This window comes from Oerskovia sp. Root22, from assembly GCF_001429135.1.
Classification (GTDB): Bacteria; Actinomycetota; Actinomycetes; order Actinomycetales; family Cellulomonadaceae; genus Oerskovia; species Oerskovia enterophila.
This window is the reverse complement of the sequence record NZ_LMIL01000009.1, coordinates 480,120-503,067: the sequence shown is the minus strand read 5'-3', so window position 1 is coordinate 503,067 and position 22,948 is coordinate 480,120. Positions and strand designations below refer to the sequence as shown.

Annotated in this window: 19 protein-coding genes; 10 read left to right on the top strand and 9 right to left on the bottom strand. The window is 72.7% G+C overall.

The window, feature by feature from the left end; all coding sequences use genetic code 11:
* Nucleotide 1 precedes the first annotated feature (1 nt).
* The gene (locus ASE15_RS12685) at nucleotides 2-925 is read left to right on the top strand and encodes a polyphosphate kinase 2 family protein (RefSeq protein ID WP_082618419.1); all 924 of its coding nucleotides are present in this window, start codon (nucleotides 2-4) and stop codon (nucleotides 923-925) included.
* Here the strand turns inward: ASE15_RS12685 and zapE are convergent.
* Nucleotides 903-1,988 (bottom strand): cell division protein ZapE, encoded by a 1,086-nt coding sequence (zapE, locus tag ASE15_RS12680; RefSeq protein ID WP_056763833.1) that lies wholly within the window; start codon nucleotides 1,986-1,988, stop codon nucleotides 903-905. The two genes, ASE15_RS12685 and zapE, sit on opposite strands and share 23 nt — an antisense overlap.
* A gap of 126 nt (nucleotides 1,989-2,114) precedes the next feature.
* Between zapE and ASE15_RS12675 the strand changes: the two genes are divergently transcribed.
* The gene (locus ASE15_RS12675; protein WP_082618417.1) at nucleotides 2,115-3,023 is read left to right on the top strand and encodes a dihydrofolate reductase family protein; all 909 of its coding nucleotides are present in this window, start codon (nucleotides 2,115-2,117) and stop codon (nucleotides 3,021-3,023) included.
* Between the two features lie 22 nt (nucleotides 3,024-3,045).
* Nucleotides 3,046-3,531: a hypothetical protein gene (locus ASE15_RS12670; protein WP_056650084.1), complete on the top strand. Its 486-nt coding sequence runs from the start codon at nucleotides 3,046-3,048 to the stop codon at nucleotides 3,529-3,531.
* 144 nt (nucleotides 3,532-3,675) lie between these two features.
* Here ASE15_RS12670 and ASE15_RS12665 read toward each other — a convergent pair whose 3' ends face one another.
* Together ASE15_RS12665 and gndA are read right to left on the bottom strand one after the other, a co-directional pair.
* Complete coding sequence (locus ASE15_RS12665; protein WP_056763577.1) at nucleotides 3,676-4,938, bottom strand: carboxylate--amine ligase; 1,263 nt, start codon at nucleotides 4,936-4,938, stop codon at nucleotides 3,676-3,678.
* Nucleotides 4,935-6,371, bottom strand: coding sequence for an NADP-dependent phosphogluconate dehydrogenase (gndA, locus tag ASE15_RS12660; protein WP_056650090.1), 1,437 nt, complete (start codon nucleotides 6,369-6,371; stop codon nucleotides 4,935-4,937). Before gndA ends, ASE15_RS12665 begins: the two co-directional genes overlap by 4 nt.
* Before the next feature lie 183 nt (nucleotides 6,372-6,554).
* On the opposite strand from gndA, the gene ASE15_RS12655 reads away from it, so the two are divergent.
* The 6 genes from ASE15_RS12655 to ASE15_RS12630 all read left to right on the top strand — a co-directional run bounded on the left by ASE15_RS12655 (nucleotide 6,555) and on the right by ASE15_RS12630 (nucleotide 15,808).
* Nucleotides 6,555-7,145, top strand: a complete 591-nt coding sequence (locus ASE15_RS12655; protein ID WP_369800609.1) for a DUF3000 domain-containing protein — start codon at nucleotides 6,555-6,557, stop codon at nucleotides 7,143-7,145.
* Entirely contained in the window at nucleotides 7,142-8,524 is a 1,383-nt protein-coding gene (locus ASE15_RS12650; protein WP_082608847.1) for a ribonuclease D, read from the top strand. The genes ASE15_RS12655 and ASE15_RS12650 overlap by 4 nt, the downstream gene beginning before the upstream one ends.
* 127 nt (nucleotides 8,525-8,651) lie before the next feature.
* The gene (locus ASE15_RS12645) at nucleotides 8,652-9,698 is read left to right on the top strand and encodes a peptidoglycan bridge formation glycyltransferase FemA/FemB family protein (protein ID WP_056650094.1); all 1,047 of its coding nucleotides are present in this window, start codon (nucleotides 8,652-8,654) and stop codon (nucleotides 9,696-9,698) included.
* A 206-nt stretch (nucleotides 9,699-9,904) separates the two neighbouring features.
* A complete protein-coding gene (locus ASE15_RS12640; RefSeq protein ID WP_056650098.1) occupies nucleotides 9,905-11,161 on the top strand; it encodes a thiolase family protein in 1,257 nt (418 codons plus the stop codon).
* A 3-nt stretch (nucleotides 11,162-11,164) separates the two neighbouring features.
* Nucleotides 11,165-13,291 (top strand): 3-hydroxyacyl-CoA dehydrogenase NAD-binding domain-containing protein, encoded by a 2,127-nt coding sequence (locus ASE15_RS12635; protein WP_056763575.1) that lies wholly within the window; start codon nucleotides 11,165-11,167, stop codon nucleotides 13,289-13,291.
* 225 nt (nucleotides 13,292-13,516) lie between these two features.
* Entirely contained in the window at nucleotides 13,517-15,808 is a 2,292-nt protein-coding gene (locus ASE15_RS12630) for a DEAD/DEAH box helicase (RefSeq protein WP_082618416.1), read from the top strand.
* 3 nt (nucleotides 15,809-15,811) lie between these two features.
* Here the strand turns inward: ASE15_RS12630 and ASE15_RS12625 are convergent, their stop codons facing one another.
* From ASE15_RS12625 to ASE15_RS12605, 5 genes are all read right to left on the bottom strand, one after another.
* Complete coding sequence (locus ASE15_RS12625; protein WP_056650105.1) at nucleotides 15,812-16,258, bottom strand: hypothetical protein; 447 nt, start codon at nucleotides 16,256-16,258, stop codon at nucleotides 15,812-15,814.
* Entirely contained in the window at nucleotides 16,255-17,727 is a 1,473-nt protein-coding gene (locus ASE15_RS12620; protein ID WP_056650110.1) for an APC family permease, read from the bottom strand. The genes ASE15_RS12625 and ASE15_RS12620 overlap by 4 nt, the downstream gene beginning before the upstream one ends.
* Before the next feature lie 151 nt (nucleotides 17,728-17,878).
* A complete protein-coding gene (locus tag ASE15_RS12615) occupies nucleotides 17,879-19,396 on the bottom strand; it encodes an MFS transporter (protein ID WP_056763573.1) in 1,518 nt (505 codons plus the stop codon).
* A 110-nt stretch (nucleotides 19,397-19,506) separates the two neighbouring features.
* Nucleotides 19,507-20,256, bottom strand: coding sequence for a PIG-L deacetylase family protein (locus tag ASE15_RS12610; protein WP_056763571.1), 750 nt, complete (start codon nucleotides 20,254-20,256; stop codon nucleotides 19,507-19,509).
* A gap of 37 nt (nucleotides 20,257-20,293) precedes the next feature.
* Nucleotides 20,294-20,737: a RidA family protein gene (locus tag ASE15_RS12605; protein ID WP_056650119.1), complete on the bottom strand. Its 444-nt coding sequence runs from the start codon at nucleotides 20,735-20,737 to the stop codon at nucleotides 20,294-20,296.
* Between the two features lie 136 nt (nucleotides 20,738-20,873).
* Here ASE15_RS12605 and ASE15_RS12600 point away from each other — a divergent pair, with 136 nt between their 5' ends.
* On the top strand, nucleotides 20,874-21,866 hold the full coding sequence (locus ASE15_RS12600) for an alpha/beta fold hydrolase (protein WP_056763832.1): 993 nt from the start codon (nucleotides 20,874-20,876) through the stop codon (nucleotides 21,864-21,866).
* A 60-nt stretch (nucleotides 21,867-21,926) separates the two neighbouring features.
* Here the strand turns inward: ASE15_RS12600 and pflA are convergent, their stop codons facing one another.
* The gene (gene pflA, locus ASE15_RS12595; protein ID WP_082618414.1) at nucleotides 21,927-22,937 is read right to left on the bottom strand and encodes a pyruvate formate-lyase-activating protein; all 1,011 of its coding nucleotides are present in this window, start codon (nucleotides 22,935-22,937) and stop codon (nucleotides 21,927-21,929) included.
* Nucleotides 22,938-22,948 lie beyond the last annotated feature (11 nt).

The window sequence follows — 22,948 nt, the reverse complement described above, 5'->3', positions numbered from 1 at the left end:
CATGGGAAAGCACTCGTCCGGCTCGGCCGGCCCCGCATCAGCGCCCGAGGACACCACGGCCCGGTCCGGCGCCAAGAAGGTCGCCGGCTGGGACGTGCCGCCCGTCGAGTCGCTGCGCGCACCGCGCGGGTTCGACCTCGCGTCGTTCGACCGCGCCTCGACCCCCGGGTGGTCCCAGGGGCGCAAGCAGGCCGAGCGGTTGCTCGACGCGCACGCCGACGAGCTCTCCGACCTCCAGGAACGCCTGTTCGCCGAGGGCCGCAGCGGCGGCAGCCGGTCCGTCCTGCTCGTCCTGCAGGGCATGGACACGTCGGGCAAGGGCGGGATCGTGCGGCACGTGATCGGCCTGGTGGACCCACAGGGCGTCCAGCACACGTCGTTCGGGGTCCCCACCGCGGAGGAGCGCGAGCACGACTACCTGTGGCGCATCCGCCGCGCGCTGCCGGACCCCGGGTACCTCGGGGTCTTCGACCGCTCGCACTACGAGGACGTCCTGGTGGCCCGTGTCGACGAGCTGGTCCCGCCGGACGTCTGGGAGGCGCGCTACGAGGAGATCAACGCGTTCGAGCAGGAGCTCGTCGCGGGCGGCACGACGATCGTCAAGGTCGCCCTCTTCGTGTCCCTCGACGAGCAGAAGGCTCGGCTGCGCGACCGGCTGGAGCGCCCCGAGAAGCACTGGAAGTACAACCCGGGCGACATCGACGCACGCAAGAAGTGGCCCGCGTACCAGGAGGCGTACCAGGCCGTGATCGACCGGACGAACACCGAGATCGCCCCGTGGCACGTCGTGCCGGCCGACTCCAAGTGGTTCTCACGGCTCGCGGTCTCCGAGCTCGTGCTCGACGCGCTGCGACGCCTGGACCTCGGGTGGCCGCCCGCCGACTTCGACGTCGCGACCGAGCTCAGGCGGCTGGAGTCCGCGTGAGGGCGCGTCCGTCCTCGGCGAGCGAGCCCAGCCGGGACAGTGCCCGGAAGTACTTCTTGCGGTAGCCGCCGCGCAGCATCTCCTCGGTGAACATCGCGGCCTCCGCGCCGCCGCTCCCTGCTCCTTCGCCGGGGCCGCCCGCGAGCAGGACCGGCACGTCGCGGTCGTAGAGGCGGTCGACGAGGACCACGAGCCGCAGCGCGGCCGACTGCTCGGTCACGGGGTGGACCCCCGTGAGCGCGACGAGCGTGACGTCGTCGAGCATCGCGCCGTACTTGCTGGGGTGCACGTGCCGGAGGTGGTCGAGCACGTCGTCGAGCGAGTCGAGCGTCGCGCCCGGGTGGCTCGCCGCGAACTGCGCGGCGACCTCCGCGGGCAGGGGCTGCGTCTCGGTCACGACCGCGCGGTGGCGGTAGTCCTCGCCGTCGACCCGCATGACCTCGAACCGGGCCGCCATGGCCTGGATCTCGCGCAGGAAGTCCTCGGCCGCGAAGCGCCCCTCGCCCAGCGAGCCGGGCAGCGTGTTGGACGTCGCGGCGAGCGCGACGCCCCGGTCCGCGAGCTCGCGCAGGAGCCGGGACATGAGGACGGTGTCGCCCGGGTCGTCGAGCTCGAACTCGTCGATGCAGACCAGCCGCTTGGTCGCGAGCGCGTCGACCGTGGCCTGGAAGCCCAGGGCCCCCACGAGGTTGGTGTACTCGACGAACGTCCCGTAGGCCGCGTCGGGGCCCACCGCGTGCGCGAGCGAGGTCAGCAGGTGGGTCTTGCCGACACCGAACCCGCCGTCCATGTAGATCGCCGGCACGGCCTTGCGCTTGGCGAACAGGCCACGCACGCCCCTGCCGGACGCGCCCGGGGCGAGCTGCGCACCGACCTCCTCGAGACGGGCGACCGTCGATGCCTGGCTCGGGTAGGCCGGGTTCGCGCGGTACGTCGCGAAGCGCGCTTCGGCGAAGTGGCGCGGGGGAACGAGGTCCGCGAGCAGCCGCGTGGGCGGCACGACGGGCCGGATGTCCGCGAGCGCCCGCGCGCGCACCGTGCCCTCGGCGCCCGCGCCCGGCAGGCTCGCCGTGCCCGGTGCGGGCGAGGCGGCGGTACGGGGCGGGTTCGACGAGTTCGACGGGGTCCCGGCGAGATCGGGAGGGGCAGCAGTCACGAGGATCCAGCCTACGCGCACTAGCCTGGCGGGATGAGCGCTGTGTCGGACGTCACCCCATCACCCCCTGCCCCGTCCCTCCCTGCGCTGGACGTGCTGATCGGGCCGGGCGGCGCGGGGCACCTCGCCGGGACCCGGCTCGAGGTCACGCCCCGCGAGGAGGAGCTCGCGGCGTTCTACGCGTCCCCGCCGGGCCTGCACGTGCGCGCGAACATGGTCTCGAGCGTCGACGGCGGCGCCTGGGGTCCGGACCACCGCTCGGGAACCATCAACGACGCGGCCGACTGGCGCGTCTTCCGGGTGCTGCGGGCCCTCGCGGACGTCGTGCTCGTGGGGGCGGGTACGGCACGGGCCGAGGGCTACACCGCGCTCGACGTCCCGCGCGGGCTCGAGCACCTGCGCGCGGGGCGCGGGCCGCTCGAGCTCGCGGTCGTCACGCGCAGCGGCCACCTGCCCGCGTCGCTGGCCGGGGGCGCGCGCCCGCCGTTCGTCATCACGGACGAGCACGGGGCGGGCATCGCCCGGGCGAGCGTGCCGGCGGACCGCATCCTCGTCGTCGGGCCCGACGACGACACGCACGCGGGTGCGCCCCGCACCCCCCAGGACCTCCCCTCCCCCACGCCCGGACCCGACCTGCGGGCCGGTCTCGCCGCGCTGACGGAACGGGGGCTGACCCGGGTGCTGTGCGAGGGCGGTCCGCACCTGCTTGCGGACCTGCTCGCCGCCGACCTGCTCGACGAGCTGTGCGTGACCACGACCCCGGTGCTCGTGGGCCCGGGGCCGGGCCGGATCGTGGCCGGCCTGCCGCCCCTCGTCCCGGGTGCTGCCACCGGCCCCACGGCGGGTGGCGAGATGCCCGCGAGCGCCGATCCGCGCCGTCCTCGGCTCGAGCACCTGCTGCACGCGGGCGGGACGCTGGCCGCCCGATGGGCGCTGCGCTGAGAACGTTGACTACTCTGGGCCTGTGACCGACACCATCCTCGTCCTGACCGAAGACACCCTCGCCGCCGTGGACGTGGAGCACATCCTGTCCCTCCACCCCGACGAGACCCTCGCCTACCGGGTCCTGGTGCCCGCCGACACCGAGCGCAACGTCGTCTCCGCGATCATCGACCACCTCAGCGTGGGAGAGCTCAAGGAGGCGTGGGACGAGGTGCTCGGCAAGGAGCCGTCGCGCGCCCAGGCCACGGCCACCGCGCAGGAGCAGCTCGACGCGAGCGTCGCAGAGCTCCGGGCCGCGGGCCGCGAGGCCGAGGGCGCCGTGACCGAGGACGACCCGCTGCCCGCGCTGCGCGCTGCGGTCGCCGCGGGCGACGTCCGCGAGATCGCGATCGTGACCTACCCGCACGCGGTCGAGGACACGTTCCACCAGGACTGGGCGTCGCGTGCCCGCGAGGAGCTGCACGTGCCCGTGCTGCACCTGTACTCGGGCACCAGCGAGCTGGGCTGACCTTCCCGCAGGCCGCAGCCGCACCGGAAGACGCGGCGAGCACGACGACGAGGGGCCGTCACCACCAGGTGGTGACGGCCCCTCGTGCTGTCCGGCCCGCTCGTCAGGGTGCGGAGAAGGTCGGTGCGGTCGGCACCGACGGTCTCAGTAGCCCGTCGTGGTCGGTTCCGGGTAGTGCTTCTTGTACTTGCGGTAGAAGTTCTGGGTCATCGCCTCGACGACCAGTCGCCTCTTGAGCCCCCCGTCCTTCGAGTACTTCAGGGGGTTCACCGCGTCGCCGCGGTCCTTGACCGCCTGCAGCCGGATCCGCAGCGAGGGGTCCAGGATGTACTTGAGCAGGAGCCGGAACGGCACCACCGAGTACAGGACCTCCTTCGTGGCCAGCAGGGGCTCGATCGACCTGCCGAGGACCCGGTCCTCGACGAGCGCGCGAGCGATGTTGGCCCCGGCCGCGGTCACGTAGTAGTTGTTGCGACCGATGCGCGGGTTCACCTCGAAGTACACGTGCCGACCTGTGCGGGGGTCCAGCTTGTAGTCGAAGTTGGCGAACCCGGTGTACCCGACGTTGTCGAGGAACCGGCTCGCGGCCTCCATGGCGTCCTCGTACGGCTCCGTGAGGATCGCCGCGGGGATGCCCAGCGTGCCCGGGGTGTGCTCCTCGAGGAGCACCCGGCCCGTGGCGAGCAGGGTGATCACGCCCCGCGTGTCCCGGTAGGCCGTGAGCGAGCGCATCTGCGTCTCGTCGCCCGGGATGAACTCCTGGACGAGGAACGTCCCGGGGTACCCCGCGGTGACGAGGTGCCCGAGCAGCTCGTCGAGCTCGGCGCGCGAGTCGACGTGGTGGATCTTGCGCTTGCCCGGGAACGAGACGTAGTGGTAGTCCGCGCTCGAGGACGGCTTGGCGACGACCGGGAACTCGAGGTCGACGCGCAGCGCGGGGATCGCCGCGAGCCCGCCGTCCGCGACGAGCTGGGGCACGCTGACCGCGACCGTGCGCGGCGTGGGGATGCCGAGCCGGTCGCAGACCTCCGCGAAGCCCTCCTTGCTCGAGACCTGCTCGAGGACCTCGAGCGTGCAGTAGGACATGACGTACTTGTCCTCGAGCCGCGCGCGGTTCTCGACGATCGACCGGACGAACCAGTCGGCGTTCGTGAGCAGCACGAGCGTCTTGCCCGGGTGCTGGGCGGCGACGCGCTCGAGCGCGGCGACGAGGACCTCGGGGTCGTCGATGCCGGGCGTCACGACGTTCGTGACGAACGACGAGTCGGCCATGGCGCGCGTGGCGACGCTCGAGATCACGAGGGCGTCGGTCCCGTACTGCTCGTGGAACGCGCGGACCATCGCATAGACGCCGATGTCACCACCGACGCCGACAGGCAGGAGATCGGGGAGAGAAGTCCCCGTCATGCGTTGGACTCGCTGCGGTCGCCGGACCACTCGGTGTGGAACACGCCCTCCTTGTCGACGCGGTGGTAGGTGTGGGCGCCGAAGAAGTCGCGCTGGGCCTGGATGAGGGCCGCGGGCAGGCGCTCGGCGCGCACCCCGTCGTAGTACGCGAGCGAGGACGAGAACGCGGGCGTGGGCACGCCGTTGAGCGCGGCCTGGGACACCACGCGACGCCACGAGGACACGCCCTCGCCGACGGTCTGCGTGAAGTACGGGTCAGCCAGGAGCAGCGCGAGGTTCTCGTCGCGCTCGTAGGCCTCGGTGATGCGGTTGAGGAAGCGGGCGCGGATGATGCAGCCCCCACGCCAGATGCGCGCCATGGCGCCGCGGTCGATACCCCAGCCGAACTCCTCGGAGGCCGCGGCGATCTGGTCGAAGCCCTGCGAGTAGGCGACGACCTTCGACGAGTACAGCGCACGGCGCACGTCCTCGATGAACGCGTCACGGTCCGTGATCTCCCACTGGCCCGCGTCGGCCGGCAGCACGCCGACCGCGGCCGAGCGCTGGGGCACCGAGCCGGACAGCGCACGCGCGAACGTGGCCTCGGCGATGCCCGTGATCGGGACGCCCAGGTCGAGCGCGTTCTGGACCGTCCAGCGGCCCGTGCCCTTCTGCTCGGCACGGTCGAGGATGATGTCGACGAACGCCTTGCCGGTCTCGGCGTCGACGTGCTGGAGCACGTCGGCCGTGATCTCGATGAGGAACGACTCGAGGTCGCCCTTGTTCCACTCGGCGAAGATCTGGCCGATCTCCTGGGCCGAGGCTCCGAGGCCCTGCTTGAGCAGGTCGTACGCCTCGGCGATGAGCTGCATGTCGGCGTACTCGATGCCGTTGTGGACCATCTTCACGAAGTGGCCCGCGCCGTCAGGACCGACGTAGGTGCAGCAGGGCACGCCGTCGACCTTGGCCGAGATGTCCTCGAGGATGGGGCCGAGGGTCTCGTACGACTCCGGGGCGCCACCGGGCATGATGCTGGGGCCGTTGAGCGCGCCCTCCTCGCCACCGGAGACACCGGTGCCCACGAAGTGCAGGCCCTTCTCCTTGAGCTCGGCCTCGCGGCGGCGCGTGTCGGGGAAGTGCGCGTTGCCGGCGTCGATGATGATGTCGCCCTGCTCGAGGAGCGGGACCAGCTCGGCGATGACGGCGTCCGTCGGGCCGCCGGCCTTGACCATGATGACGACCTTGCGGGGACGCTCGAGCGAGGCGACGAAGTCGGCCATCGACTCGGACGGGACGAAGTCGCCGTCGTCGCCGTGGTCGGCGACGAGCGACTGGGTCTTGGCGAAGGAGCGGTTGTGCACCGCGACCGTGTAGCCGTGACGAGCGAAGTTGCGGGCCAGGTTGCGGCCCATGACCGCGAGTCCGGTGACGCCGATCTGTGCGCGGGCTGTCATCTGCTGTGCTCCTCGGGGGTAGGTGCTGGCTCCGGCGAGCAGGAGTGCCGGGCGCCGGCGGGACATGCCGACGACGGGCGTCGGCGGACACTCCCGACAGCCTAGTCCGGCGATCACGATTCGATCTCCTCCGCGCGCCTAACCTCCACGATGTGGACATCTGCTCGTACTGTGCAGCGTGTGATCAAGTCCGGAGAAGCCGCGGCACCACCCGACTTCCTCCGCGCCCTGGAGTCCGTGGGGCGCCGGAGGCTACGCCCCGAGGTCCGCCTCCAGGAGGTGCCCGCGCCCGGCAGGATCGCCCCGTTCGCGCTCGCCCTCACGGGCGAGGTGACCGGTCAGGACGGCTCGGGCGAGGACCTCGCGAGCGGACGCTTCATCCTGCTGCACGACCCCGCGGGCCAGGAGGCCTGGCACGGCACGTTCCGCGTCGTGACGCTCGTGCGCGCGACGCTCGAGCCCGAGATGGCCACCGACCCGCTCCTGGCCGAGGTCGCCTGGACCTGGCTCGACGACGCGCTCGCGCACTCGCACGCCGACGCGGTGGCCGAGGGCGGCACCGTGACCCGCGTGCTCTCGGAGAGCTTCGGCGCGCTGGCAGGCCAGGCCAACGACGTCGACCTCGAGATCCGGGCGTCCTGGACGCCCACGTCGACCGACCTCGGGGCCCACCTCGAGGCGTGGTCCACGCTCCTGTGCACGGCCGCCGGGCTGCCCCCGTTGCCGGACGGCGTGACGTCGTTGCGGCCCCGACGCAATACCGTGGGTCCATGAGCTCGGCCCACACACCTTCCTTCTCCTCACGCCGGACCGCCGACCGCGGCCCCTCCGGCGACGCCGTCGACGTCGGCACAGCGCGCGACGCAGCCCCCTCGTCGACGCCCGACGGCGCAGACCCCGGCGCTCCGGTCCCCGCCGTGACCCCGCTGACCGAGCCGGCCGACGGCGTCGGTCCCGTGATCGACACGCCCGAGGCCTTCGCCGAGGTCGTCGCGGCCTACGCCGCAGCGTCCGGCCCTGTCGCCGCGGACGCCGAGCGCGCGTCGGGCTACCGGTACGGCCAGCGCACCTATCTGGTGCAGGTGCGCCGCGAGGGTGCGGGCACCGCGCTCATCGACCCCATCGCGATCCCCGACCTCTCGCCGCTGCGCGAGGCCGTGGGCGACGCCGAGTGGATCCTGCACGCCGCGTCCCAGGACCTGCCCGGGTTCGCCGAGCAGAACCTGTACCCCGCCCGGATCTTCGACACCGAGCTCGCGGCACGCCTCCTGGGCATGGAGCGCGTCGGGCTGGCCGCCGTGATCGCCGAGGTCCTGGGCCTCGGGCTCGCCAAGGAGCACTCCGCGGCCGACTGGTCGACGCGCCCCCTGCCCGAGGACTGGTTGCGGTACGCCGCGCTCGACGTCGAGGTCCTCATCCCGCTGCGCAAGATCCTCGGCGAGCGGCTCGAGGAGCAGGGCAAGGCCGAGTGGGCCGCCCAGGAGTTCGAGGCCGTGCGCACCGCTCCCCCGCCCCCGCCGCGCGAGGAGCCCTGGCGTCGCACGTCGGGTGTGCACGCGCTGCGCAACCCGCGCAGCCTCGCGGTCGTGCGCAGCCTGTGGGAGGCGCGTGACGAGAACGCCCGCCGCCGGGACATCGCTCCGGGACGGGTCCTGCCCGACCGTGCGATCGTCGCCGCGGCCCAGGCCATGCCCCGCTCGGTGCCCGAGCTGGTCAAGCTGCCGGCGTTCTCGGGCCGCAACACGGCCCGCCGGGCCGCGGCCTGGCAGCACGCGATCGACCAGGCGCTGGCCCTGCCCCAGGAAGCGCTGCCCAGCGCCCGCGGGCCGCGCAGCGACGCCCCGCCGCCGCCGCGCGCATGGGCCGACCGCGACCCCGCCGCGGCCCAGCGCCTCGACGCTGCGCGCGTCGTGGTCCAGGCGCTGTCCGACGAGCTCTCGGTGCCGATCGAGAACCTCCTGCAGCCCGACGCCCTGCGCCGCGTGTGCTGGACGCCTCCCTCACCGCTCGACACCGAGCACGTCGCGCAGTTCCTGCGCGGTCGCGGCGCGCGCGAGTGGCAGCTCGACCTCGTGGCCGAGCCCCTGGCCCGCGCTCTCGCCGACCCGGCCTCGGTCGCACGCCCTGCCCCGTCCCCGGAGAGCGCCTCGTAGGTCCCGGCGCACGGCTCGCCGACGCCTGCGCCCGCTGCCCACCTCGGCCGATGTCCTGGACGCCGGTCGGGGCAGACGGTGGGGACGCCGTCGTCCGGGACTTCCCCTCGCCGGTAAGGTCGGGGGCATGCTGCCCGAGTCCTCCTCCTTGACCGTCACGACGATCACCGACCGCGCCGCCTGGGACGAGCAGGTGCTCGCGATGGGTGGCCACCCGCTCCAGCTCTGGGGGTGGGGCGAGGTCAAGGGGGCCGGGGCCTGGACGCCTCGCCGCCTGCAGGTCGCGGGCTCGGACGGCACGGTCCTGGGCCTCGCGCAGGTCCTGGTCCGTTCGCTGCCCGCGCAGTTCAAGGCGCTGAGCTACGTGCCCCGTGGTCCGGTCGTCATGCCCGACGGCACGGGCTACCCCGCAACCCGGTCGGGCGTCACGGAGGCCGTGGTGGGCTGGTGCCGCGAGAACGTCGGTGGCGTGGGCATCACGCTCGAGCCGGACTGGGACGCGGGGACCTCGCTCGAGCTCGACGGCGCGGCCCCCGCGGTCAACCCCGTGCTCTACCCGACGACCCTGATCCTGGACCTGCGCAAGACGCCCGACGAGCTCATGGCCGACATGGCCAAGAAGACCCGCCAGTACATCCGCAAGTCGGAGCGCGAGGACCTCGAGTTCCGCCCGGTCACCACGCGCGCCGAGCTCTCGGCGTGCCTGCGCCTGTACCGCCAGACCGCCGAGCGGGCCGGGTTCGGCCTGCACGAGGACTCCTACTACGAGCTCGTGTTCGACCAGCTCGGCGAGCACTCGCCCGTCTTCGCGGCCTTCGCCCGCTCGCGCGAGGGCGGCCCGCACGACCGGCCGGTCTCGTTCGTGTGGTTCGCGGCCTCGGCGCGCACGTCGTTCGAGCTGTACGGCGGCATGGACGAGGAGGGCCAGCGGCTGCGCGCGAACTACGGACTCAAGTGGTACGCGATCAACGCGATGCGTGAGCGCGGCGTGCTGCGCTACGACGTCAACGGTCTGCTCAACGACGGGATCTCGACGTTCAAGCGCGGCTTCGCGAGCCACGAGAACGAGCTGATCGGGAGCATCGACGTGCCGTTCTCGATGTGGTACACCGCCTGGAACAAGGGCCTGCCGACCGCCAAGAGGGTCGTGCGCAAGCTCCGCGGAGGCCACTGACCTCTCCACGAGCGAGACTGCGTATCGCCCAGATCGCCCCTGAGTTCCCCGACGGACCCGCCTCGACCCCTCTGGTTGAGCGGGTCCGTCGGCCGTTGCAGATACTCGGTCTCACGCTTTCGTGCATTTTCCCGGTACCGTGGGTAGCCTGTACCAACGCTGAGCGGTGACGCTCAGGGACACCGCCGTCCAGATCAGGAGATGCCATGACTGTGGCCAGCAAGGGTTCGGGCTCGCGCCGGACCGTCCGCGACGTCGTCTTCGTCGAGGGGGTGCGTACGCCGTTCGGCAAGGCCCGTCCCGACGGCATCTACGCCAACACCCGTGCCGACGACCTCGCCGTGAAGGCCGTGCGCGAGCTGCTGCGTCGCCGCCCCGAGCTCCCGGTCGAGCGCATCGACGAGGTGGCGCTGGCCGCGACGACCCAGACGGGCGACCAGGGCCTGACGCTCGGCCGGAGCGTGGCCGTGCTGGCCGGCCTGCCGAAGTCCGTCCCGGGCTTCGCGATCGACCGCATGTGCGCGGGCGCCATGACCGCGGTCACCACGACCGCGTCGGCCATCGCGATCGGCGCCCAGGACGTGACGCTCGCGGGCGGCCTCGAGCACATGGGCCACCACCCCATGGGCGAGGGCGCAGACCCCAACCCGCGCTTCGTCGCCGAGAAGCTCGTCGACTCGACGGCCCTGGTCATGGGTGCGACCGCCGAGAACCTGCACGACCGCTTCCCGCACCTGACCAAGGAGCGCGCGGACGCGTACGGCGTCGCGAGCCAGGCCAAGTACGCCAAGGCGCTCGCCAACGGCGACGTGACGCCGGACCTCGTCCCGATCGCGCTGCGCGACCCGCAGCAGGGCTGGGGCCTGGCCACGGCCGACGAGCTGCCCCGCCCGGGCACCACGGTCGAGGACATCGCGCACCTCAAGACGCCGTTCCGTCCCGGCGGCAAGGTCACCGCGGGCAACGCGTCCCCGCTGACCGACGGCGCGGCAGTCTCTCTCCTCGCAGCGGGCGACGTCGCGGCCGAGCTCGGCCTGCCGGCCCGCATGCGCCTCGTGTCGTTCGCGTACGTGGGCGTGGACCCCGAGGTCATGGGCATCGGGCCCATCCCCTCGACCGAGAAGGCCCTGGCCCAGGCCGGCCTGAGCATCGAGGACATCGGCCTGTTCGAGATCAACGAGGCCTTCGCCGTCCAGGTCCTGGCGTTCCTCGACCACTTCGGCATGCCCGACGACGACGCGCGCGTCAACCAGTACGGCGGCGCGATCGCGGTCGGTCACCCCCTCGCGGCGTCGGGCGTGCGCCTCATGACCCAGCTGGCGCGCCAGTTCGAGCAGCACCCCGAGGTCCGCTACGGCCTGACCACGATGTGCGTGGGCCTGGGCATGGGCGGCACGGTCGTCTGGGAGAACCCGCACCACGCCGACTACTCCGGCCACACGACGACCGACGGGGAGAACTGACCCATGAGCACCCAGACCACCACGCCCCGTGCCGAGCGCGTGACCCACTCCCTCGTCCGCGACGTCGAGCTGCCGGGCGGCGCGGGCACGCTCGCGCTCCTGACGCTCGACAACGGCCTGGACCACACCAAGCCCACGACGCTCGGGCCCGAGGGCATCGCCGAGCTCACGGCAGCGCTGACCGCGCTCCAGGCGCGCGCGGCGCGCGGGGAGATCGCGGCCGTCGCCGTGACGGGCAAGCCCTACTTCCTCGCCGCGGGCGCCGACCTCACGCAGGTCGCAGGCGTCCGCACGCGCGACAAGGCCCTCGAGCTGGGCCGCAGCGGCCACGCCGCCTACCGCCTGCTCGGAGAGATGGGCGTCCCGACGTTCGCCTACGTCAACGGCCTGGCCCTGGGCGGCGGCCTCGAGGTCGCGCTCAACTGCGACTACCGCACGGTCGCGACCGACGCCCCCGCGCTCGCGCTCCCCGAGGTCGGCCTCGGCCTGGTCCCGGGCTGGGGCGGCGCCTACCTCGTGCCACGCCTCGTGGGCATCGAGAAGGCCATGGACGTCATCCTCACGCGCCCGAGCGCCAACAAGCCGTTCAAGGCCAAGGAGGCCTTCGAGATCGGCCTGGCCGACGCGCTGTTCGAGGCGCCGGACTTCCTCGAGTCCTCGATCCGCTGGACCGCCGACGTCGTGCGCGGCACCACGGTCGTCGAGCGCCGCGAGCTCGACCCGGCCCCGGTGTGGGACGCGGTCGTCGCCGGTGCGCGCAAACAGCTCGACGCCGTCGTGCACGGGTCGCGGCCCGCGCCCTACCGGGCGCTCGACCTCCTGGCCGCGGCACGCACCGCGACCAAGGACGAGGCCTTCGCGGCCGAGGACGAGGCCCTGGCGGACCTCATCATGTCCGACGAGATGCGTGCGAGCGTCTACGCGTTCCAGCTCGTCTCGCACGGCAAGCGCCCCGCGGGCGCCCCGGACCCGAAGCTCGCCCGCCCGGTCACCTCGGTCGGGATCGTGGGCGCGGGGCTCATGGCGGCTCAGCTCGCGCTGCTGTTCGCACAGCGCCTGGGCGTGCCCGTGACGATGCGCGACCTCGACGCCGAGCGCGTGCAGCACGGGCTCGACTACGTCCGCACGACGGTCGAGAAGCTCGTCACGACGGGCCGGATGAGCAAGGACACGGGGGCCAAGGTCCTGTCCTCGGTCCACGGGACCACGGACATCACCGAGTTCTCGCGCTGCGACTTCGTGATCGAGGCGGTGACCGAGGTCCTGGGACTCAAGAAGAAGGTCTTCGCCGAGCTCGAGGGCATCATCGGCCCCGACACGATCCTCGCGACCAACACCTCGGCCCTGTCCGTGACCGAGATGGCCGCGGACCTGGCACACCCCGAGCGGGTCGTGGGGCTGCACTTCTTCAACCCCGTCGCGCAGATGCCGCTCGTGGAGGTCGTCCGGGCCGAGAAGACCTCGGACGAGGCCCTCGCCACGGCCTTCGCGGTCTCCAAGGCCCTGCGCAAGACCGCGGTGGGCGTCGCCGACCGCCCGGGCTTCGTGGTCAACCGCCTGCTCGTGCTGCTCCTGGGCAAGATCGTGGAGGCCGTCGAGAACGGCACCTCGGTCGAGGTCGCCGACCGCGCGCTGCGTCCCCTGGGCCTGCCCATGGGTCCGTTCGCGCTCTTCGACCTCGTGGGCCCCGCCGTGGGCCTGCACGTCCTGACCTCGCTGCGCGAGGACCTGGGCGACCGCTTCCCGTCCTCCCCCGGGCTCGAGAAGCTCGTGGCCGAGGGCACCAAGGTCGTCCTGCCGGCCCCGGCGCGCGGCATCCCCGCGAGCGTCGACCCGTCGATCCAGGCGTACTTCGGCACCGGTGAGGCCGGCGGACCGGGCGCGCTCGACGAAGCAGGCGTGCTCGACGCCGTCCTGGTGGCCCTGACCACGGAGATCGGCCACATGCTCGACGAGGGCGTCGTCCAGGGCCCCGAGCAGATCGACCTCTGCATGATCCTGGGTGCGGGCTGGCCGTTCCACGACGGCGGCATCACGCCGTACCTGGACCGCACGGGCTACACGGAGAAGGTCCTGGGCCGCCGTCTCCTGCCCGACGGCGTCGCGAACGTCCCGGCGCAGGTCGCCTGACGCGCAGCTCGCCGCTGACTGCCGAAACCCGAGGGTGGTCGGTCGGCTCCTCGGAGCCGACCGAGCACCCTCGGGTTTTCGGCGTCTGCCAGCCGGGTCGCAGGGAGCGGACGTGATGCGACGCGGTGATAGCGTCACGGAGCCTCTCGATCCGTGGCACCGCGACCGCCGATCCTCGTCGAGAGTCCGTGCTCCCCGCCGACGTCCCCCAGGAGTTCCCGCCCGATGACCGCGCCCGACGCTCCCCGCCCGACGCCCGAGCAGGCACGGGAGGTCGTCGCGCTCGCCGACGAGGTCGCGGCGCTGCTTTCGGGTCTCGCCGGGGCGCCGGCCCGGTTCCGCGAGCACGTGCGCACCGCGTTCGGGTCGAGCCAGCAGGACAAGGTCTTGGGCGAGCTCTCGGCGATCGGGGTCGAGCGGCTGCGCGAGGTCAGCGGTGAGCGGCTGCGCGTCGGTCGCCTGGTCGACGGCGGCATCACGACCGTCGGAGCCGTGCTGCGCGCGGGACCCGCCGGGCTCGAACGGCTGCCCGGGATCGGGCCGCAGACCGCGACACACTGCCTCGCGGCCGCGGCGCAGATCGCGCAGGCCGTCCAGGAGACCCTGCGGTTCCGGATCGACGACGCCCCCGGCGACCCGTTCACGACCGGCCTCGTCCAAGCCCTTGCGGGGCTCGACGCAGCGCGCACGGGAGCGACGCGGCACCGGCAGGTGATCGTCACCTTCCTCGAGGGGCACACGGAGCACCGGGTCGCGGCCCAGGAGGCAACCCGCGCGGTCCGGTCCTTCTTCTCGCTGCCCGCGCGGCGCCGTCGGGCAGCGGACGCCGTGCGCGACCTTGCGCGGCTCACCCGGGACGCCGAGCAGTCCGGGGCCGTCGCGGCCGCAGGGCGCGTCGGCGCCCTCCAGGCCGAGCCCGTCGACGCCTTCGAGGCGTGGACGGACTTCCGGGCACGCTCGGCGACGTACTACGCGCTGCTCGACGACGTCGTGGACATCGGGCGCGACCTCGAGGCCACCGAGGGCCACCTGCCGCCCGAGCTCCTGGCCCGTGTGAACGAGCAGCCGCTCGACCAGTCCCTCCTGACCGCGTCCCTGCGCGGGTACCAGGTTTTCGGGGCACGCTACGCCCTCGCCCAGCGGCGCACGATCCTGGGCGACGAGATGGGGCTCGGCAAGACCGTGCAGGCCATCGCCGCGATGGCGCACCTCGCCGCGGGCGGGGCGACGCACTTCCTCGTGGTGTGCCCCGCGAGCGTCATGACGAGCTGGGTGCGCGAGGTGGGGCGGCACAGCACTCTGCGCTCGCTCGACGTCCACGGCCCCGAGCGTGCCGAGGAGGCCGCGCAGTGGGCGCGCGAGGGCGGCGTGGCCGTGACGACGTTCGAGCAGGTCGGGCTCCTGCCGCTCGACCTGCCCGCGCCCGCGATGCTCGTGGTCGACGAGGCGCACTACGTCAAGAACCCCGGGGCCAAGAGGTCGCAGGCCGTGGCCGCCTGGGCCGGGCGGACCGAGCGCGTGCTGTTCCTGACCGGCACGGTCATGGAGAACCGCGTCGAGGAGTTCCGACGCCTCGTGGCCTACCTCCAGCCCGACGTCGCCGAGCAGGTCAGCGCCGCGCACGGGGCCGCGGGGGCCGAGCGGTTCCGGCTCGCCGTGGCCCCCGTCTACCTCCGGCGCAACCAGGAGGACGTGCTCGAGGAGCTGCCCGAGCTGCTGCAGGTCGAGGAGTGGGAGTCGTTCGGTCCGGCCGACGGCGCCGCCTACCGCGACGCGGTGCGCGAGGGCAGCTTCATGGCCATGCGCCGGGCCGCGTACGCCGTCGACCACCCCGAGGACTCGGCCAAGGTGCGCCGGCTCGTCGAGCTCGTCGAGGAGGCCACGGGGAACGGCCGCAAGGTCGTCGTGTTCACGTACTTCCGCGACGTCGTCGACCTCGTGGTGCGCGCGCTGGGCGACCTCGCCGCCGGACCGCTCACGGGGTCCGTGGGGGCGAGCGCCCGCCAGACGATCCTCGACGACTTCACGGCCTCGCCCGCGCCCCGGGCGCTCGTGAGCCAGATCGACGTGGGCGGGGTCGGCGTCAACCTCCAGGCGGCGTCCGTCGTCATCCTGTGCGAGCCGCAGGTCAAGCCCACGACCGAGGCCCAGGCCGTCGCACGCGCCCACCGCATGGGTCAGGTGCGCACCGTGCAGGTCCACCGGCTCCTGGTCGCCGACACGGTCGACGAGCGCATGGTCGAGATCCTCGGGACCAAGGCCCGGCTGTTCGACGCCTACGCGCGACGCAGCGTCCTGGCCGACGCGCTGCCCGGCGCGGTCGACGTGTCGGAGGCACGGCTCGCGCAGACGATCGTCGCGGCCGAGCAGGCGCGCTGGCTGGGCGGGGAGCCGGTCGTGGCAGCCGCCGCCGGGGCGACGGTGGCCAGAGGGCTCGTGGACGGCGTGGTGCTGGACCACGACGTGCAGGACGCGCCGGCCGACGCGCCGTGGGGCGAGGGCAGCAACGACGTCTGACGGTCAGGTCCCTGTCACCGCGTCGGTCTTGAGGTCGTCGACGAACGCCTGGAACTCGTCCAGCTCCTCGGGGCAGTAGATCTCGATGATGAGCAGCTGCCCCTGGACCACGCGGCTGTCGGCGATGACCGGCCTGGCCCCGGGACCGGTGGCCCCGTTGGCCAGCTGCGCGAGCAGCGTCGCCCGGCTGAGCGCCTCGTTCGGGTTCGCGCAGGTCGCGCCGCCGTCCTCGCCGAGGACGCGCACGATCTGATCCTTGTCAGGGGTGCGTGCGCCGGCGTCCTCGAGCGCGGCGATCAGCTCGTCGGCCTTGTCCTGCGCCCGTGCCGTCTCCCGGACGACGCTGAAGGCGAGTACCGCCCACACGCCCATGGCGACGAGGATCACGCACGCGCCGATGTAGATCCACCGGCGTTCGTGTCGCGGCTGGTTCTCCACCGGTGTGCTCACGAGGCCACCTCCGTCGACTCGGCCTGCTTCCAGGACGGCTTGCGGAACCGGTAGAACAGGAACGGCACGAACAGGCCCAGGCCCAGGGCCCCGCCGCCCACGATGAGGAAGTAGACCAGCGGGCTACCGGAGGAGAACTGCGACGGCGGGATGAACCCCACCAGCAGGGCCGCCAGGGAGGCCGCGAAGCCGACTCCGCACATGCTGACGAGCATCGGGGCCCGGAACCCTCGCGGGTGGTCGGGCTGCTTGCGACGCAGCTTGATCGCGGCCACGAACATCAGCAGGTACATGATCAGGTACACCTGCGTCGTGATGACCGAGAAGATCCAGTAGGCGCTCGAGACGTCGGGGATCAACGCGTAGGCGAGGCCGATCACGGTGGTCACGATCCCCTGGACCACCAGGATGTTCTGCTGGACACCGTTCTTGTTGAGCCGCTGCAGGAACGGTGGGAGGTACCCCTCTTGTCGGGAGATGAGCAGCAGGCCCTTGGAGGGACCGGCCAGCCAGGTGAGCATGCCACCGAGCGACGCCGTGACCAGCATGATCCCGACGATCGGGGTCAGCCACTGCCACCCGAAGTTCGCGAACACCGCGTCGAAGGCCTGCATCACGCCGGCCGTGAGCGAGAGCTCCTCGGCCGGCACGATCCAGCTGATCGCCAGCGCGGGAAGGATGAAGATCGCGAGCACCATGCCCATCGCGAGGAACATCGACTTCGGGAACTGCTTCCCGGGGTTCTTCAGCGACGACACGTGGACCGCGTTCATCTCCATCCCGGAGTAGGACAGGAAGTTGTTGACGATGAGGACGAGGCTCGAGAGCCCCGCCCAGGCCGGCAGCAGGTTGTCGGCGGTCATGGGCGCCGCGGACTCGTTCCCCTGACCGAGGAAGACGACACCGAGGGTCACCAGGACGACCCCCGGGATCAGGGTCCCGATGATGAGCCCGCCGCTCGCGAGACCGGCAACCCCCTTGGTGCCGCGCGAGGAGACCCAGACGCCGGACCAGTACACGACGATGATCACCGCGGCCGTCCACACCCCGCTGCTCGCGAGGGCGGGGTTGATGACGTAGGCGAGCGTGCTCGCGACGAACCCGAGCAGGCTCGGGTAGTAGAAGATCGTCATCGCGAACTGGCACCACACCGCGAGGAAGCCCATCGGCTTGGAGATGCCCTCGGAGACCCACTTGTAGATACCACCGGTCCAGCCCGAGGCGAGCTCGGCGGAGACCAGCGAGGTCGGCAGCAGGAAGACGACCGCGGGCAGAAGGTAGAGGAACACGCAGGCCAGGCCGTAGACGGCCATCGTCGGCGCCGCGCGGAGGCTGGCGACCGAGCTGGTCGTCATCATCGCCAGCGCGACCCACGAGATCCACTGGGTGTTCGTCGCGCGGGCTCGGGCGGCCGGGACCGCCGCCGCACCGTCGACGGGTACGTCCGCGGGGACGTCCGCGGCGCTCATCGCGCTTCCTGAAGGGGGGCGTACGTGGTCATGACTGCCTCCGTCGACTCCATCGGTCAGGCCTTTGTTCGAGTGTGCAGCCGGGGGAACCCTTCACACCTCATTCACATCGCGTGAACCGCAGTCGCCGACGAGGAGCCGGCACGACCGTTCAGTCCCGGTCCGACCCGGTTTGTCCTGCGGTCGCCGAGGTGGGCAACGTGAAGGAGACCGCCGCGGCCGCCGCGGCGGCGTCGTCGAGCGTCCCCTTCGCCGCGCGGTGGCGACCGATCACGACCGCCATGAGCACGCCGAGGAAGCTGAAGATCGCCATCATCCACGCGGCGGCCGCCAACCCCGAGGCCAGGGCGTCACCCTGCACGGCCCCCGCAGCGGTCCGGGACGCGATCACGTTGCCGTAGATGGTGGCTGCCAGCGCCGTCGCGACCGCTGCGCCGACGTACCGGGCCATGTTGGAGATCCCGGACGCTCCTCCCACCTGGTTCTCGGGCACCGCTGCCGTGGCCGCTGCCGACGCAGGGCCGTTGGACAGGCCCATGCCGACCGCGATCGCGACCAACGGCAGCAGGAATGCGGGGTAGAGCCACGACGCGTCGACGAAGCCCACGAGCACGAAGCCGGCCGTGGTCAGAGCGAACCCGAGCCCGATCGTCTGCCGTCCGCCGATCTTCGCCGCGAGCCGCGGCACGAGCGGGGCGATCACCACGAGCCCCACGGTCGCCGGGAGCGTCGCGAGCCCCGCCTGGAGCGGGCTGAAGCCCAAGGTGGCCGGGTCCTGGAAGTACAGGCTCAGGAGGTACATCAGGCCGTTGATCGTGCCCGCCCCGATGAGGATCGCGATGGTCGAACCCACGAGCACGCGGTTGTGCAGCAGCGCGAGGTCAACGAGCGGGACGGCCACCCGCCCCTCGACGACGACGAACGCGACGGCCGCCCCGACAGAGATCGCGAAGCACCCCAGCGTGGCCACCGAGAACCAGCCCCAGTCGCCGCTCTTGGTCACACCCAGGATGAGCGGGGTCAGCGTCAGCGCGATGAGCACCGTGCCCGCGTAGTCGATCGTCCTCGGCCGGTCCGGGTCCCTCGACTCGGCGACCGTCAGCGCCGTGAGGACCATGCAGAGCACCGCGATCCCGGCGTCGATCCAGAACAGCCCCTGCCATCCGGTCACGTCGACGAGCACGCCGCCGACCAGCGGACCGGCCGCCGCGCCCACGGCAGCCGCCGCGCCCCACAAGGAGACGGCCCGGAGCTGGGCGTCTCCCGAGTTCGCGACCGAGAGGAGGCTGAGCCCGCAGGCCAGGATGGTCGCCCCGGCCGCTCCCTGGATCACGCGACCGGCGATGACCATGCCCCCGGAACCGGCGAGCGCGATCATCACGCAGGACGCGACGAACAGCAGCAGCCCCAGCTGGAAGACCCTCCGACGGCCGAACACGTCGCCCAACGAGCCCGACGTGACGATGACCGCCGCACCCACCAGCGAGTATCCGGTCACGGCCCACTGCAGCGTGGTGACGGACGTCCCGGTGTCCTCGGAGATCGCCGGGAGCAGGATGCTGACGGCCGACGTGTTCGCGTTCACCACCAGGGTCGAGATGCACGTGGCCGCGAGCACCCCGCCCGTCCTGGCACCGACCTGCCCACCAACCTTCGCAGCGTCGCTCATCGCACTGCCCTTCCCGTGACCGGCTCGGGGCGGGTACCCCTCACACACGGTAGGGCAGATGATCGCGGCGCTCCTGTCGAACGCGCGACCCGGCGGGGCACGGTGCGGCGCTAGTCGTCCCAGCCCATCTTCAGCACCTCGAACGCCGTGGCGTGCTCGACGCCCATGCGGGCCCCGCCCGCCCGGCTCATGGTCGCGAGGAACTCGGCCGGGTCGAAGTGCTCCCACCCGAGGCCGGCGATGTACGCGGCGTGCGCCCGGAGCGAGGCGACGCCCGCGTCGAACGTCCCGGTCACGTCCACGCCGTGGGCCGCGTCGGGCGATCCGGCGACCCAGACCTGCCGCACGCCTCCCCACGGCTCCAGGCCCGCCTCGACCTGGTCGTGGAAGACCCACCGGTTCCCGGCGTCTCGCACGGCGTCGACGACGGCGCGACCGGTCGCGATGTGGTCGGCCTGGTTGAGCATCCCGCCCGGGAAGGTCTCGCGGTAGTTGCCCGTGATCACGACCTCGGGGCGGTGCCGCCGGACCGCCGCCGCGACGGCCGACCGCAGCGGCAGACCGTACTCGAGCACGCCGTCGGGCAGGCCCAGGAACTCGACCTCGTCGACGCCGACGATCGCGGCCGACGCCACCTGCTCGGCCTCGCGCACCACGCGCGCCTCGTCGGGGGCCAGCCCGTCGATCCCGGCCTCGCCGCTCGTGACCATGGTGTAGACCACGGTCTTGCCCTGCCCGGTCCAGCGCGCGACCGCGGCGGCTGCCCCGAACTCCATGTCGTCGGGATGGGCGACGACCGCGAGCGCCCGCGTCCAGTCCTCGGTCAGCGGGGTCAGGGGCGCCTGCGGTGGGTGGTTCATGCTCCCCACGGTATGCCCGGGCGCCCGGGCCAGCAGGTCAGCGGACCGCCGCGACGGCCTCGACCTCGACGAGCTGGTCGTCGTAGCCGAGCGCAGCGACGCCGAGCAGCGTGCTCGGCGGGTCGTGCGGGGCGAGCGCGTCGCGCACGACCTCCCACGCGGCCACGAGGTCGTCCTGGGAGGTCGAGGCGACGTACACGGTCGTCTTGACGAGGTCCGCGAAGGTCGCGCCCGCGTCCTCGAGCGAGATCCGCAGGTTCGCCATGGACCGGGCGGCCTGTGCCCGGACGTCACCGACCCCCACGGTCGCGCCGTCGTCGTCGAGCGGGCACGCGCCTGCGGCGTAGACGAGCCGCACGCCCGACGGGACGACCGCGGCGTAGGCGTACTCGGCGACGTCGGACAGGCGGGGGCTGCGCACGAGTCGCGCGGCGGGGGTCGACGGCTCAGCGCTGGACGGGGCGGCGGGGACAGCAGGCACGGGTTCTCCTCGGGGTCGACGGGTGTCCCCCGATCCTCGACCATCTGCCGCCTGGGATCCAGGCATTTCGGGCCGGCGGCCCGGCGTCCGCGATAGCGTGGACGTCCACCTCGCGCAGCGTCGGAAGGACCTCGCCATGCCGCTCGAACCGAGCACACCCACCTCCACGTCCCGCGAGGCCACCGCAACCCTCCACGACGGCAGCACCCTCACGGTCGAGGTCACCGGCACCGGCCCGGCGGTCCTGCTCCCGGTCAACCCCGTCCCGGCCACGGGGCCCTCGGCGGACGAGCTCCGGACGTGGGGCGTCGACCCTGCGCTCGGGCGGACGCTGATCGACGCCCTGTCCCCCACGTTCCGCGTGGTCGCCGCCGACTACGAGGGCCACCGCATGTCCCACCCGGCGGCGGGCACGCTGACCCCGGAGAACGTCACGGCAGACCTGCTCGCGATCGCCGACGCCGCGGGCGCCGAGACCTTCGCGTACTACGGCTACTCGTGGCTCGCCCTGAGCGGCCTCCAGCTCGCGCTGCGCACGGACCGCCTGACCGCTCTGGCCATGGGCGGCTTCCCGCCGCTCGACGGCCCGTACGCGGGCATGCTCGCGGTCACGCGCGCGACGCACGGCATGACGTCAGCGTCCCCCGCGGCGACGCCTACCGCGCCCACGGACGGCCCGACGGCGCCGCTCGAGTCGAGCGACGCCGTCGGGCAGGAGGAGCGCGCGCAGTCGACGGACGCCTCTCCCGGCGCCGGGGGCGACGCGGCGGCGGACCCCGAGGACTTCGACTGGGAGAGCTTCGACATGACGCTCGGCGAGGAGCAGACACGCCAGTTCGTGACGCTCTACGAGGCCCTCGACACCTTCGACGACCGAGGCGCGCTGGACCGCGTGACGTGCCCGCGCCTCGCGTTCGCGGGGACGGCCGACGAGATCGAGTACGGCGAGAGGTGGGGCGGGGTGCACGTGAGCATCGGTGGCGCGCTCGCAGCGCACGCCGCCGAGCTGCGCGCCGCGGGCTGGGACGTGGAGCTGCTCGACGGGCTCGACCACACCCGTGCCATGCAGCCGGACGCCGTGCTGCCCGTGCTGGGACCGTGGCTGACCTCGGTGCTCACCGGGGCATGAGAAACGGCCCCCGGATCACAGGATCCAGGGGCCGCAGGCCACGTCTCGGGGGCGGGACGGTCAGTAGACCGTGAGGCCCTTCGCCCGGAACTGGTCGCGCACGCGGTCGACCAGCTCGACGTCGGGAGCCGGGGTGTCGGTGAGCTCGTACTCGCGCCCGAGCGTCTCCCACTTGTCCCGGCCCATCTGGTGGAAGGGCAGGACCTCGACGCGCGTGACCGTGCCGGGCCGGATCTCGTTGAGCGAGGCCGCGTAGTCCGCGACGACGTCGACGTGCTCGGCCTGGTCGGTCAGGCCCGGGACCAGCACGTAGCGGATCCAGACCTCGACCGGGTGCTCGGCCGTGACCCCACCGGGCAGGCCCGACTCGGCGAGCCGTCGCCCGAACGTCAGGGTGGGCTCGAGCGCACGGCCCGTGACCTTCTCGTAGGTCGCGGGGTCGCCCGACTTGACGTCCAGGAGCACCAGGTCGGTGTTCGCGAGCATCTCGTCGCTCAGGTTCGCCCCGAGGAAGCCCGAGGTGTCGAGCGTGGTGTGCACGCCCATCTCCTTGGCGCCCGCCAGGATGCGCGCGGCGAACGCGGGCTGCATGAGCACCTCGCCGCCCGAGAGCGTCAGACCGCCCTTGGTGGCACGGAAGACCGGCAGGTACCGCTTGACGCGCGCCAGCAGCTCGTCGGCCGTGACCGGCTCGCCGTCCTTCATCTGCAGCGTGTCGGGGTTGTGGCAGTACAGGCACCGCAGCGGGCACCCGTTGAGGAAGACCGTCAGGCGCGTGCCCGGCCCGTCCACCGCGGTCACGAGCTCCCACGAGTGGACCGAGCCCAGCTCGCCCGAGCGCATCATCGCGAGCTTGTCGTGCCGGTCGAGGTCCTCGGCCGTCGAGAGGCCGGAGACCCCGGCCCCTGTCCGGCGGCGGGGGGCCTCCGGCGCGTCCAGGTCACTGTCGTGGCCCAGGGCGTCACCGGAGGTCCGCCACGGCAGCGGAGCCGAGGCGACCCCGTCGACCCCGTAGCGGGCGGCGGCACGCGCGGGCACCTGGCCGGCTGCGGGCGTCGAGAGAGTCGTCATGATGTTCCGCC